Below are 13,477 nucleotides of genomic sequence, written 5' to 3'. Positions count from 1 at the left end.
GCTTGCGTGCCAGTTGCCTGACAACGAGGCGCATTATACGTACCCCGAGCCCGGGCACAACCCTTTTTTCTCACTTTGAGCCCTTTCCCGTGCTGTTTGCTCACCCTTTAGACGCCTTGGTCGAAAATCCCCCCGCTCCCTGTGACCCGACGAGCGAATTTAAGATAAAGCCATTGAAATAGTTAGCCTTTAGTCAGAAACTCATCGCGTTTAGTAACTGGATTATCAATTGAAAATCATGCGATGAAATGGAACTTCAGGCCTCGGGGGCTCAGACCGCAGCTGATGCTGGCTTTTTTCATGTTGGGCCTGGTGCCCTTCCTGGTCGTCACCCTGTTTTTCCTCTATAGCCACGGCAAGGATCTCACCACCCAGACCTCCAACCATCTGGTCTCGGTACGCAACATCAAGAAAAACCAGCTGCAAGACTACTTCGGCAACCTCAAGGAGCAGATCATCAACTTCTCCCAGCAGGACTTTGCCGGCAACAGTATCGGTCGCTTCTACGGTTTCACCGGTGCCTTCGAGAAGCTCGGCACCACGCCGCAGGAGGCCCGCGCCCGCGCCCAGGCCCGCTATGTGCCGGGCTCCTGGGACAAGCTGCAACAACCTGACAGTCAGGTGGAGATAGAGCCCTCCATCAGCGCCCTCATCCTGGCGGACGAGATGTATGGCCGCGTCCACCAGCGCTTCCATCGCGGCTACGCCGACATGGTGCGCAAGTCCAACTACAGCGACATCTTCCTGGTCGACCTCAACGGTGACGTGGTCTACTCGGTCACCAAGCAGGCCAACTTCGCCACCAACCTGCTCTCTGGCCCCTACCAGTCCAGCGGTCTTGGCAACACCTTCGCCAAGATCAAGCGCCGCCTCGATGGCGGCCAGAAGCCCCAGCAGATCTTCGAGTTCACCGATTTTGGCCGCAACGAGCTGACCGGCCAGGTGGTCGCCTACCTCGCCGCTCCCGTGATGCAGTACGACTATGTGCGCGGCGTGGTCATCTTCGAGCTGCTGCCGGACAAGCTCAACCAGATCATGGCGGAGCGGGAGGGGCTCGGCGCAACCGGCGAGACCATTCTCATCGGCCCGGACAAGCGGATGCGCGCCAACGCCTGGCTCGCCCCTGAATTCAGCGTGGAGAACAGCTTCAGCCCCGACTTCCGGCCGCTGCAGACCCCCCTCATCATCAAGGCCCTCTCCGGGGAGCAGGGGGTCGGCCCCTTCCTCTCCTACCACGATGACGAGGTGCTGGCCGCCTATACCCAGGTGAAGGTGTTCGATACCGAGTGGGCCTTCATCGCCGAGATCTCCACCAGCGAGGCCTATGCCCCCATCCGCCAGCTCGAGACGCTGGTGATCCTGCTGGGGGCAGGCTCACTGCTGCTGCTGATCCTCTTCTCCCGCTGGCTCTCCCACTCCATCACGGCGCCCCTGCGATCCCTCACCGCCGCCGCCGAACAGGTGGCGGACGGCGCTCTGGATCACCCCATCACCATCCCCCGCACCGACGATGACATCGACCGGCTGGCCCAGGCGTTTCGCCACATGCAGCGTTCGGTGAAGGACAAGATCGAGCTCATCGAACGCCAGACCCAGGAGCTGCAACAGCAGGTCAAGCTGACCCACAAGCAGAACCTCAGCCTGCAACAGGCGGACAAGCTCAAAGACGAGCTCCTGGCCAACACCTCCCACGAGCTGCGCACCCCCATCCACGGCATCAAGGGGATGGCCGAGTCCATGCTCGCCAGCCAGCAGGACCTGACCGAAGGGCAGCAGAAACAACTCGGCCTCATCATCAAGAGCGCCGACGGTCTGGCCCGCCTCGTGGACGACTTGCTCGACTACCACCAGATGCGCTACGGCCAGCTGGAGATCCACCCCCAGCCGGTCTCCTCCAAGGGGGTCATCCGGCTGGTGCTGGATCTCTGCCAGCACCTGGTGCAGGCCAAGCCCCTCACCCTGGTGGACAAGAGCCCCGCCGAGCTGCCCCCTGTGCTGGCGGACGAGCAGCGCCTCGAGCAGGTGCTCTACAACCTGGTGGGCAACGCCATCAAGTACACCCCCCAGGGCAAGGTGGTGCTGAGCGCCCTGGTGGAGGGCAACTTCCTGCGCATCAAGGTGACCGACACCGGCATCGGCATCGCCAGGGACCATCTGGAGCACATCTTCGAGCCCCTGGTGCAGATGAGCCCGGAAGTGAGCAAGCAGGGAGCGGGCCTCGGTCTCTCCATCACCCGCCAGCTGGTGCACCTGATGGGGGGGGAGCTGTTCGTGGAAAGCGAGCCGAGCGTCGGCTCCACCTTCGCCTTCACCCTACCGCTGGCCAGCGGCAAGGCGGGCAGTCTGACCCTCGACAGCCGCCAGATAGAGCACCAGCTGGTGCGCCAGCAACCCGTCATCCTGCCGGACTGGGAGAGCGAGGATCTGCCGCCCCCGCCGCAAGATGCCCCCGTCATCCTGGTGGTGGATGACGAGCCCATCAATTTACACATACTGCGCCACCTGCTGCAGCCCTGCGGTTATCGCATCCTGCCCAGCAGCGACGGCCACGACGCCCTGACCAAGCTGGCTCAGGAGCCGGTGGATCTCATCCTGCTTGATGTGATGATGCCCACCCTCTCGGGCTTCGACGTCTGCCGCCGTCTGCGCCAGCAGCACCCCAAGGAGAAGCTGCCGGTGCTGCTGCTCACCGCCCTCAACCAGCCCAAGGAGATTGAAGAGGGTTTCAACGCAGGGGCCAACGACTATCTGGTGAAACCCTTCTGCAAGGAGGAGCTGTTCGCCCGGGTGAGAGCCCTGCTGGAGGCCAGCGCCGGGCGCGCCTCCCTGGTGGAGAACCGCCTGCTCAAACAGGAGATAGAGCACCGTCTGCTGCTCCAGGAACAACTGCACCAGGATCAGGAGCGGCTCCTCGCCCTGCTTGGCGAGGGGGCCGACCCCATGGTCTTCCTCGATGAGCAAGGAGGGGTGCTGTTTGCTTCCCGGGCCCTGGCGCGCCTGCTGGGTCAGGAGCCGGAAGCCATGGAGGGGCAGATGCTGGACGAGTGGCTGGCCGCCCCGCTGGCAAGCCAGTGGCCCGACATGACCGCGCAGCCGGAGCGGGAGCTGGACTTCCTGGTGGCGGGCCAGCGAGACACCCTCAACGCCCGCGCCCTGCCCATCAACCTGGGGGGGCAGCACGCCTATGCGCTGACCCTTGGCACAGAACCGCGCCAGGACGACAATCGCATGGCTGCACTGGAGAACGCCCTCAAGAGCCTCTCTCGCCAGGCCATCATCGAGGATGGCCAGTTGCTGGGGGAACTGAGCCGGCTGGGAGGGGAGTTCAGGTCGCTGGCCGACGATCTCATTCGCCAGCAGGATGACGAACCTCTGCGCCGCGCCCTGGTGGACACCATGCGTCTCACCCTGGAGACCTGGCAGCAGAGCACCGGCAAGGGCAAGATAGTGCTGGCGGAGAAGAGCAAGCTGTGGCGGGTCTACATGGACCGCTCCAGTCCCCAGACCCGCACCCTCGACAAGTACCTGAACCTCGACACCCTGCCCAAGGCACCGCGCTGGAAGACGGTGGTGGCCAGCGCCGAGTACGTGCTCAAGCACTGCGCCCTGAACGAGGTGCAGCACCAGAGTCTGCACCAGAGCACCCAGCGCCTTCGCCAGCTCGCCAGCCGCAAGGCATGAGTCTCCAACCCGCAGCCACGTTGCTCTGATGATGGCTGCGGGATAGAAAACCAAGCACCAATAGCCAACTCTGGACACATCTACTCGCAGGCTTTCTGCGCCTATCAGGGGGATCGCGATGGCTGAGGCCAGATGACCCTGCAGGTGCGGGCCCATGCCCCATCACCATGTTGGTGATGACCCCGGGAGACCTGTCTGGGCCGGCAAGTGGCTAATCAGGTGAATGGACATTCGAGAGAATGGGGTGAGACTACGCGACACCGTGACCACAGGCCTCAAATCGGAAAAGACATTGGGAGATGGCTGAGCCGGGGGATGGACAGTAGAAATGACAAACCCGCGACGGGCGCGGGCTTGAGGGGAATAAATGGCGGAGAGACAGGGATTCGAACCCTGGGTGGCATTGCTGCCACAATTGATTTCGAGTCAATCCCGTTCGGCCACTCCGGCATCTCTCCACGGGCACTCATATTGACCCAACCCTAGCCGGGAAATCAATGTAAATCTCGTTGCAGATCAGACGACTGGCGATAAAACCGCCATCCGGCGATCCCGCCCCTCACAACACTAGTGACTTTCACCCGGCAGCGCCTCCTCGCTCACTGTCTCCACCCTGTACCCGGTTTCGGGCGGGCGAATACGGCGAGCCTGATGGGCCAGTGACACCCTGTGACGCGCTCGCCACCGCCCTCCCGGCAGTCATGGTGCCGGACTGGTAATCCCCGCGGGATTCGTTGACAATCTCTGCTCATTTTTTGGAAGGGAACCCGTCCCTCGCCCCAGCCGATAGGAACAACCATGCTCAACACTCGTATCGTCTCACTGCTGCTGGCCGCCGCCAGCCTCTGGGCCGCACCTGTCTGGTCCAACACCTATCCCCTGCCGCCAGCGGACAGCCGTCTCATCGGCGCCCTGGAAGATTACATCGTACAGCCTGGCGATCATCTGGAACTGGTCGGCAAGCATACCCGGACAGGCTTTCTGGCACTGCTCGAAGCCAATCCCGGCGTAGACCCCTATCTGCCCACCCCGGGCACCCGGCTCACTCTGCCGACCCAGATGCTGCTGCCCGACGTGCCGCGAGAAGGCATCGTCATCAACCTGCCTGAACTTCGCCTCTACTACTTCCCCAAGGGCAAGCAGGAGGTGATGGTGCTGCCCATCGGGATCGGTGACATCGGCCGCGAGACGCCGGAGATGACCACCACCGTCATCGCGAAAAATCCCAACCCGACCTGGGTGCCCGGCCCCATGGTCCGCAAGTCCTGGCTGGAGCAGAAGGGGATCGATCTGCCCGCCGTGGTCCCCCCCGGCCCCGACAACCCCCTCGGCAAGTTCGCCATGCGTCTTGGCTATGGCAACAAGGACTACCTCATCCACGGCACCAACAAGGATTTCGGGGTCGGTCTGCGAGTCAGCGCGGGTTGTATCCGGCTGCGCCCGGATGACATCGAAACCCTGTTTGGTCTTGTTCCCGTCGGCACCCCGGTCCGTGTCATCAACCAGCCGGTCAAGATGGCGGTGGAACCTGACGGTCGTCGCTGGCTGGAGGTACACTCTCCCCTCTCCCGCACCGAAGCGGAGATGGCACAGGGGGCGCCGCTGGTGCTCTCCCCCGAAGCCGAGCAGTTCATCGCTGCCTCCGACATCGACAGTGCCCGGGTGACCGCCCTGCTCGAGCACAAGAGCGGCCTGCCCAAGCCCGTGAGCGGCTGAAGGCCTGACCACCATGAACAGAATCAGTCATGTGGTTTGCCTGTTGTTTCTGCTGCCTGGCTCCGCGGCGATGGCGGACATCCTCTGGATGCGCAACGGCGATCGTCTGAGCGGGACCATAGAGGAGATCACGGACGAGCAGATCCGTATCAAGCCCGCCTACAGCCAGGCCATGACGGTCCCGCGCCACGCCATCAAACGCTGGCGTCTGGACAAGCAGGAGAAACCCAAGCCGCTCACCAAGACGGGGATCCCCCTGCTGGACTCTCCTGATGAGGCCAATGCCTGGCTGCTGACGGGGAACGGGGATCTCAACATCAAGCTCAAGGAGAACACCAAGAAGACCAACAACGTCAATCTCAAGGTCTCCACCGAGTTTGCCAATCTGGACTGGCGTTACAGCCTGGATGGCGAGTACATCTACGAAACGGCGAACAACATCACCGACAGCCACGAGTACAAGCTCAAACCCAAGCTCGACTTCTTCTTCGACGATCACTGGTTCCTGCGATCTTCCGTCGACATCGATTACAACATGATCGAGGCAGGCTATCTGGAGATTGACTATGCCTCCGGTCCCGGATACCGCTTCTGGAATGACAGGCAACGCCGGCTGGAGATCATCAGCCAGCTCGGCCTGGAGCGGGCCTATTTCAGGCCGGAGGTGTGGAGCAACTCAGACCTGTTTGACGACAGGATCATCAATTACCCCTTCGTCAGCCTGGGTTGGGACTACCGGCAACCCTTGGCACTCTGGGAAGAGAAGTTCGAGCTGTTTGGCAAGGGCAGTTATGAAAGGTTCGTCGACCAACCATCCCCCTATCTGACCAGAAAGCAGTCCGTCAGCGGCAGCCTGGGCCTCAGGTATTACTTCAGCGATCATTTGCGTCTCTCCTGGTCAAGCGAGCTGGATTGGGACGATGCCTGGCTCGACTACCATGGCCTGAACATGGATGTGAGCGAGAAGGAGTGGCGTCACCTCATCACCCTGGGGGCGAGTTTTTAACCCGCCAGAAACGGCACAGGCCCACCGAAGTGGGCCTGTGTTCATGGACGCAAGACGAGCGCGTCAGAAATAGATCCGGGTGACCGACTCGATGACGCAGCCAGGGCGACGGATCCCCTCGATCTCTATCTTGATCTCCTTGAGGAGCTCGATGCCTCCCTTGATGGGCGTGACACGCGACAGCTTGGTACGGGCGCGGATGTTGCTGTCCACCTTGATAGGATAAGGGAAGCGGACCTGTTCCAGACCGAAATTCACCACCATGCGAGCGGTCGGGAACTCCGGCGTGCTCTCGTCCACCGAACCGGTCAACTGGGGCAGCAGGGCCAGAGTCAGGAAGCCGTGGGCAATGGTGGTCTTGAAGGGAGACTCGGCTGCCGCACGCTCGGGATCGGTGTGGATCCACTGATGATCGCCGGTCACGGTCGCGAACTGGTTGATCAACGCCTGGGTGACCTGCAACCACTCACCTACATGGGTCTCTTCACCGATGCGGGTCTGCAACTCGGCATAGAGTGCCGCCGCTTCGCCTTCGAGCTCCACCACGGGATCCTGCGCCAAGGCAGGCTGGCCATTCGCGACCTGGGTGACTCTGGCAGCCTCTTGCTGGCGGGCATCCTGGGACTCCCCCTGCAGATCCAGCACTCTTCCCAGCAAGGGGTGAAGGTGTGCCTTTTGCTGAAACTCACGCCAGTAGTCGCGGATCGCCGGAGAGAGCCAATCCTTGAGCTCAAAGGGGTGTTGCGCCAGAATTTCGCGCTTGTGCTTCAGAAAATCGACAACTTTCATTTACCGATCCCTATTCGATTCAAAGCCTGTAAAGAGGTCTAACCAGTCCTATTTTATGAAAGTTTCATCAGCAAGTACAAAAAAATCTCGGCGTACACCTGTACCAGGCGCGACAGTGGTCACTAACATGCGAGCAAACACGGGCAGGAAAACGATTGAATGGAAGGCTGCAAACGAATCAACATCTGATCTGAAAAAGAGACAGGGCCCGTGTCGCCACTGAGCCCCGTCCTCGATCATCTCCCCTGGGCTGTCCACCAGGTCTTGCGCTGCCCATCGTCCAGGAAACTCCAGGCGAGGATCCGGCTCACCTTATTGCCTTGCGCCATGTCGAGCACGCGAACCTCCCGCGCCCCCACCCGAGCCAGCGCCTTTCGTGCGGCAGGCAGATTTTCCTTTTTCGACACCAGCGAGCTGAACCAGAGGCATTGGCTGGCAAACTCCTTGCTCTGCTCTATCATGGCCGCCAGAAACGCCGCCTCGCCCCCCTCGCACCAGAGCTCAGCCTTCTGACCGCCGAAATTGAGCACGGGCGCCCCGGCCACTGCCTGGCCCTTGCCCAGGTTGCGCAGCTTGCGTTCCGTCCCCTTGCTCGCTTCCGCCAGAGAAGCATGAAACGGCGGGTTGCACAGAGTCAGGGCAAAGTGCTCCTTCGGCCCCAGGATCCCGCGAAAGACATGCTTGGGGTTACCCTGATGACGGCATGTGATCTGGTTGCCCAATCCATTGCTGGTGGCCAGCAGGGTTGCCGCCTTCACCGACACAGGATCGATGTCTGAGCCCACGAAGCGCCAGCCATACTCCCGGGCGCCCAGCAAGGGATAGATGCAGTTGGCCCCGACACCGACATCCAGCACTCGAACCTGCTTGCCCGTCGGTACGCATCCCGCGCTCTCGGCCAGCAGATCCGCGGCTCGATGCAGGTAGTCTACCCGGCCCGGAATGGGCGGGCAGAGATAGCCGGGGGGCAGATCCCAATGCGCAATGCCATAGTGCAGTGCCAGCAATGCCCGGTTGAGCGTCTTGACGGCGGCCGGATCGGCAAAGTCCAGGGTTCGGGTGCCGTGCTCGTTGGTGAACACGAAAGGCGTCAACGCCGGGGTACGCTGGCAGAGCGCGTCGAAGTCGTAGGGTGCCTGATGGCGATTGCGCGGGTGCAATCCGGTTTTCTGCTGGGGTGTCATGCTGGACCTGCCGAGGATCAAGGGGGCCACACTATAGAGAGTCGACCAGGGAAAGTCTAAACGAGGGTCATAAAAAAACCGGGCCCTGAGGGCCCGGTTCAAGTGAGGTTGGAAAAACAGTCCGTACTGCGAGCCGTTTGTCCAGCCTGACTCAGATGTCTATCCGGCGTGCCTGCCAGAATTTGCTGCGCCAGTAACTGCTGTCGAGCTTGGAGCGTGTCACCCCGGCGCGGGTGGAGGCATGGATGAATTCGCCATTGCCGACATAGATGCCCACGTGATTGAGGCGGCGGTTGATCTTGAAGAAGACCAGGTCTCCTTCGACCAGATCCTGTTTGGAAACCCGGGTGCCTTCATGGACCTGGGAGCGGGTATCGCGGGGTAACTCGATGCCGACGGCATTGCGGAACACTTCACGGGCGAAGGCGGAGCAATCGATGCCTCGCTGGCTGCTGCCTCCCATCCGGTAAGGAACGCCGCGCCACTCTTTGTATACGGTCAGGATTTCGTTGACGTCAGGGGTTGGTGAAACTTCGGGTTCAATCACGGGTTCCATCATGGAAACCTCGATCTTGCTCGCGACCTCGGGTTGGGGTGCCGATGCACAACCCACCATTCCGAGCGCGACCAGCAGTAGCATCAGGTGGCGCAATCCTTTATCCCCGCAAAAAAAAGAGTGAAACTTGTTAAAATGCAGCCCGAAAGGGCAATTTATAAGGCAACAGCACCCGACTATATCCAAGAATTCTATCGAGGCAAGCGAAAATCCCAATCGACCTCACATTTTTGCAAGGAAATGCTCTGTTTAGCGCAATTTATGTGATCATGCCCAAACAATATACAATCTTGAAAGCATCGGTTTTGAGCGCATCAAACGGACTATTATCGCTATTTCACCCCCATTTTTAAGTGAAATATTATGCTATCTGCGGATCTCTATTTGTTAAATACGGCAAGCGTTGATGCAGACCTGGTGATCAGGCTGGCATCCGAACTCGCCCCGGATGAACGCCGTCACTGGCACGAAATCCACCAGGCGGGTCGCCAGCATGAGTACCTGCTCGGCCGGGTGCTGCTGCGCCGCCTGCTGGCCGAGCGACTCCATTGCCGGGCCGATGCCCTGACTTTTGGCATCGGTGCGCATGGCAAACCTACACTGCTCAGTCATCGCTGGCAGTTCAACCTCAGCCACAGCGGAGAGTGGCTGGTGATCGCCCTCTGTGAGGAGGGCCCCCTTGGGGTGGACATCGAGATGGGAGTGCGTCACCGCCCCATACTGCCGCTGGCCAAACGCTTCTATGCGCCAAGCGAATACCAATGGTTGAACACCCAGCCTCGAGAGGAGCAACATTCGGCCTTCTATCGGCTATGGTCTCGCAAGGAAGCTGTGCTCAAGGCGCATGGCGACGGTATTTCCGCCGGACTCGACAAGATCTGCTTCCTTCCGGAGCAGGCATGGCAGCTCAAAAATCATCTCGACAATCGCCACTATGAAATCCGCGACTGGCCCGCGGGCAGCGGATGGCTCAGCCTGGCTGCCCCGACTCGCCGGGTCGATGCCCATCTACTGGATGCGCGCTTGAATTCCATCCCGCTGGACCCCATGTTGATCCACACCATTTTTCGAGAGTCAGCCTCATGATCGTCGACATCACTCCCCAGAACTTCCACGCAGAATTGCTCGATGCGTCCATGAAAAAGCCGGTCGTCATCTATTTCCACGCCCCCCAAATGCCGGAGTGCCAAGCCATGACCCCGCAAGTGGAAGCGCTGGTCGGCCCGGCCAATGCGGCGGTGACCCTTGCCAAAGTCGACATGAACGACCCCCAGTTGCAGCCTCTGGCCAGCCAGCTTGCCCTGCGCGCACTGCCCGCGCTGGTGCTGTTCCATCAGGGGCGCCCGGATGAACAGGCCATTCTGGAAGGGCCGCAGGATGAAGCCACATTGCGCCAGTATTTCGCCGCCTTTGCCCCCAAAGAGGAGGAGTTGCTGCTCGATCAGGCAAAGCAGGCGCTGGAGAACGGGCAAGCCGATGTGGCGCACACCCATCTTGGCCAGGCCCATCGCCTCGCCCCCGAGCGTCACGACATCACGCTCTGGCTGATACAGGCCGCGCTGGATCTCAATCTCCTTGACGAGGCGCAGAGCCTGCTTTCGACCATCCCCATGGTGGCACAGGATGACCATTACCAGACCCTGAGCTCCCGCCTCTCGCTGGCGCTGCAGGCCAGCGACAGTCCTGAGCTGCGCGCCCTGGAGCTGCGCCACGCTGAACAGCCGGATGACCATGCCCTCGCCCAGGAGCTGGCGGTGCTCTACAGCCAGGTTGGTAGACAAGAGGAGGCATTGGCTCTGTTGTTCACCATCCTCAAACGTGATCTCGCCTTTGGCGATGCCAAGAAGATCTATCTCGATGTGCTGGCAACCATGGGCGCGCACCCGGCGGCGCAGAGTTATCGTCGCAAGCTCTACAGCCTGCTCTATTGAGCGACAGGAAAATCAGAAGAGGGGATGCCGATTCGTCGGCATTGCCTTGTCAGGCGGGTTTCAGCGGGGAAACGCGGTAATTTGATGAATTTCAGGCAAAAAAAAATGGCGCATTGAAATGCGCCATTTTTTCGCATGGATTACTTCTTGTAGGAAGTAGCCATGTTGTCGATGCGCTGGTTAGCACGCATAGCTTCTTGCTTGGCTTCTGCAACATCAGCAGCGATCTTGGACTGATCAGCACGAACAGCGCTAACATCTTGAGCCAGTTGGTCAACTTTGTTAGACAGATTCTGAACGGAAGTTTCCAGTTCGCTGGTGTTTGCACAACCGCCCAGCAGAGCGGACAGACCAACAACACCTACCAACAACATTTTTTTCATTTTTAAAAGCTCCCTTTAACTCGCCAGACGTTTAGCAAGCGGCGTGATTATGGCACAAAAAAATCATAGTTTGGATAGGCCTCATCACAGATAAATGCGTTAAAACCCTCATTTTTTTTTAGTTGCACACTTTACGTACAAACTTTAAGCAAAAATGAGTGTCCCTGGATGAGGTTCGCACAAAGCGTAACCAAAATTTGGGCTTATTACAATTTCGTATGAGGCTCAGGCTGAACGTTCTGACAGCAATTGACGATATTGCACCAGATCTTCGATGGTCAGGACCGGCATCCGGTGCTGACGACCGAAGGCCACCAGGTCCGGCAACCTGGCCATGGAGCCATCTTCCTTGGTCAACTCGCACAATACTCCGTAAGGTTTGAGCCCGGCGAGCTGCATCAGATCGACGGTCGCTTCGGTGTGACCACGGCGGGTCAGCACCCCACCCGTGCGGGCGCGCAGCGGGAAGACATGGCCGGGTCGATGCAGGTCGGAGGGCCGGGCTCCGTCGGCGATGGCCGCGCGGATGGTGGTGATGCGATCGGCGGCGGACACCCCGGTGGTCACCCCCTGCGCCGCTTCGATGGTCACGGTGAAGGCAGTCTGATAGTGGCTGGAGTTGGCCTCCACCATCATCGGCAGCTCGAGCTGGCGAACCCGCTCGTCGGGCAGACAGAGGCAGACGATGCCGGAGCACTCGCGGATCATCATGGCCATCTGCTCGTTGGTCATGGTTTCTGCGGCAAAGATGAGATCGCCTTCGTTCTCGCGATCTTCATCATCGGCCACCAGCACACCCTGACCGGCACGCAGGGCGGCCAGCGCGGCTTCGACGCGAGCAATGGGATCACCGAATTCACTGAGTAGAGACTGATTCATGGTAAGACTCCTAAGAAAGACAAGGACCAGAATCAGGGCATGGAAAGGCAGACAGAAGTAGCCATGCGGCGGCCAACCCGTCAGGGTCTGGCCAGCAATATCTGTCTTATCCTCTTTCATCCGGACTATGACCGTCGGCTCCGGCATCTCACCGGATCTGCTGACCCCGTCCCGGATGAATGCCGGGTCGGGCGCTCGCGGGCTCCCCGAGTCACATCGGGATACCGCCGGTGGGGAATTTCGCCCCGCCCTGAGAATAAGCGCAGACAGCCTAAAGAAAAAAGACGCAGGATGCCAGCCAAAAACCCATCAAAGACAAACCGGGTGCTGGCTGCACGGCAATTTTCGCGCGAGCACCACCCGATACACGGCGCGCTGTCCTTTCTGATTTCGTTTGTGGCATAGTGCCAGCAAAAACGCGCGCGCCCGCGCAGACCGGGTGCCAACATCACAAACGGAATCATGACAGAGATGGAAAAGAAAATACTGCTGACCGATTGCCCCGACGCCAAGGGTCTCATCGCCAAGATCACCAACATCTGCTACAAGCACCAGCTCAACATCAACAAGAACGACGAGTTCGTGGATCACGAAAACGGCCGCTTCTTCATGCGCACCGAGCTGGAAGGGCGCTTCAACGACGAGACCCTGCTGGCCGACCTCGATGATGCCCTGCCTGCCGGCGCCCAGCGTCGCCTCGTCAAGGCGGGCAAGAAGCGCATCGTCATCCTGGTGACCAAGGAGACCCACTGCCTCGGCGACATCCTGATGAAGAACTATGCCGGCGCCCTGGACATGGACATCGTCGCGGTCATCGGCAACTACGACACCCTCGCCGAGCTGACCGGCAAGTTCGACATCCCCTTCCACTGCGTGAGCCACGAGGATCTCAGCCGCACCGAGCATGAGGAGCAAGTGCGCACGCTCATCGATGGCTACCAGCCGGATTACGTCATCCTGGCCAAATACATGCGTGTGCTGACCCCAAGCTTCGTGGAAGCCTATCCGCGCAAGATCATCAATATCCACCACTCCTTCCTGCCAGCCTTCATCGGTGCCCGCCCCTATCGTCAGGCCTTCGACCGCGGGGTCAAGCTGATTGGTGCCACCGCCCACTTCGTCACCGACGATCTGGATGAAGGCCCCATCGTCGAGCAGGACGTGATCCACGTCGATCACACCTTCAGTGCCGATGACATGGCCAAGGCCGGACGCGACGTGGAGAAATCCGTGCTGAGCCGGGCGCTGGAACTGGTGCTGAACGAGCGGGTCTTCGTCTACGGCAACAAGACCGTCGTGTTCAAATAAGCGGCTGCGCGCCCCCAGAAAAAAGGCTCCCGAGGGAGCCTTTT

11 protein-coding genes, 1 tRNA gene and 1 riboswitch are annotated in these 13,477 nt (G+C 60.1%); of the genes, 6 read left to right on the top strand and 6 right to left on the bottom strand.

What is annotated here, in order from left to right:
* Nucleotides 1-243 precede the first annotated feature (243 nt).
* The gene (locus I6L36_RS19160) at nt 244-3,681 is read left to right on the top strand and encodes an ATP-binding protein (RefSeq protein ID WP_010673541.1); all 3,438 of its coding nucleotides are present in this window, start codon (nt 244-246) and stop codon (nt 3,679-3,681) included.
* 368 nt (nt 3,682-4,049) lie between these two features.
* On the opposite strand, the gene I6L36_RS19155 is transcribed toward I6L36_RS19160, so the two are convergent.
* Nucleotides 4,050-4,139: transfer RNA gene (locus I6L36_RS19155), tRNA-Ser, on the bottom strand.
* 340 nt (nt 4,140-4,479) lie between these two features.
* On the opposite strand from I6L36_RS19155, the gene I6L36_RS19150 reads away from it, so the two are divergent.
* Both I6L36_RS19150 and I6L36_RS19145 read left to right on the top strand, forming a co-directional pair.
* The gene (locus I6L36_RS19150) at nt 4,480-5,397 is read left to right on the top strand and encodes a L,D-transpeptidase family protein (RefSeq protein ID WP_119197423.1); all 918 of its coding nucleotides are present in this window, start codon (nt 4,480-4,482) and stop codon (nt 5,395-5,397) included.
* A gap of 22 nt (nt 5,398-5,419) precedes the next feature.
* Nucleotides 5,420-6,403, top strand: coding sequence for a DUF481 domain-containing protein (locus tag I6L36_RS19145; RefSeq protein ID WP_174213886.1), 984 nt, complete (start codon nt 5,420-5,422; stop codon nt 6,401-6,403).
* 63 nt (nt 6,404-6,466) lie between these two features.
* On the opposite strand, the gene I6L36_RS19140 is transcribed toward I6L36_RS19145, so the two are convergent.
* The 3 genes from I6L36_RS19140 to I6L36_RS19130 form a co-directional block, all read right to left on the bottom strand.
* A complete protein-coding gene (locus I6L36_RS19140) occupies nt 6,467-7,192 on the bottom strand; it encodes a MaoC family dehydratase (protein WP_010673529.1) in 726 nt (241 codons plus the stop codon).
* A gap of 236 nt (nt 7,193-7,428) precedes the next feature.
* Nucleotides 7,429-8,376, bottom strand: a complete 948-nt coding sequence (gene rlmF, locus I6L36_RS19135; RefSeq protein WP_041214742.1) for a 23S rRNA (adenine(1618)-N(6))-methyltransferase RlmF — start codon at nt 8,374-8,376, stop codon at nt 7,429-7,431.
* A gap of 151 nt (nt 8,377-8,527) precedes the next feature.
* Nucleotides 8,528-9,016 carry a C40 family peptidase gene (locus I6L36_RS19130; protein WP_039039319.1) on the bottom strand — a complete coding sequence of 163 codons (489 nt, stop codon included), beginning with the start codon at nt 9,014-9,016 and terminating at the stop codon, nt 8,528-8,530.
* A gap of 279 nt (nt 9,017-9,295) precedes the next feature.
* Here I6L36_RS19130 and I6L36_RS19125 point away from each other — a divergent pair, with 279 nt between their 5' ends.
* Both I6L36_RS19125 and I6L36_RS19120 read left to right on the top strand, forming a co-directional pair.
* Complete coding sequence (locus tag I6L36_RS19125) at nt 9,296-10,018, top strand: 4'-phosphopantetheinyl transferase superfamily protein (protein ID WP_109112390.1); 723 nt, start codon at nt 9,296-9,298, stop codon at nt 10,016-10,018.
* Nucleotides 10,015-10,863 carry a tetratricopeptide repeat protein gene (locus I6L36_RS19120; protein WP_041214740.1) on the top strand — a complete coding sequence of 283 codons (849 nt, stop codon included), beginning with the start codon at nt 10,015-10,017 and terminating at the stop codon, nt 10,861-10,863. The genes I6L36_RS19125 and I6L36_RS19120 overlap by 4 nt, the downstream gene beginning before the upstream one ends.
* 140 nt (nt 10,864-11,003) lie before the next feature.
* On the opposite strand, the gene I6L36_RS19115 is transcribed toward I6L36_RS19120, so the two are convergent.
* Both I6L36_RS19115 and ribB read right to left on the bottom strand, forming a co-directional pair.
* Nucleotides 11,004-11,246: an Lpp/OprI family alanine-zipper lipoprotein gene (locus I6L36_RS19115; protein ID WP_010634682.1), complete on the bottom strand. Its 243-nt coding sequence runs from the start codon at nt 11,244-11,246 to the stop codon at nt 11,004-11,006.
* Between the two features lie 225 nt (nt 11,247-11,471).
* Nucleotides 11,472-12,125 (bottom strand): 3,4-dihydroxy-2-butanone-4-phosphate synthase, encoded by a 654-nt coding sequence (gene ribB, locus I6L36_RS19110; protein WP_109112389.1) that lies wholly within the window; start codon nt 12,123-12,125, stop codon nt 11,472-11,474.
* Nucleotides 12,126-12,229: 104 nt separating this feature from the next.
* A riboswitch (FMN riboswitch) is annotated at nt 12,230-12,387 on the bottom strand.
* 209 nt (nt 12,388-12,596) lie between these two features.
* Here ribB and purU point away from each other — a divergent pair.
* Entirely contained in the window at nt 12,597-13,433 is an 837-nt protein-coding gene (gene purU / locus I6L36_RS19105; RefSeq protein ID WP_029313992.1) for a formyltetrahydrofolate deformylase, read from the top strand.
* Nucleotides 13,434-13,477: the final 44 nt, after the last annotated feature.

It is taken from the genome of Aeromonas sp. FDAARGOS 1406 (assembly GCF_019048565.1).
Lineage (GTDB): Bacteria > Pseudomonadota > Gammaproteobacteria > Enterobacterales > Aeromonadaceae > Aeromonas > Aeromonas caviae.
Note: the sequence above shows the minus strand (reverse complement) of the source record. Positions and strands in the feature narration are given on the sequence as shown.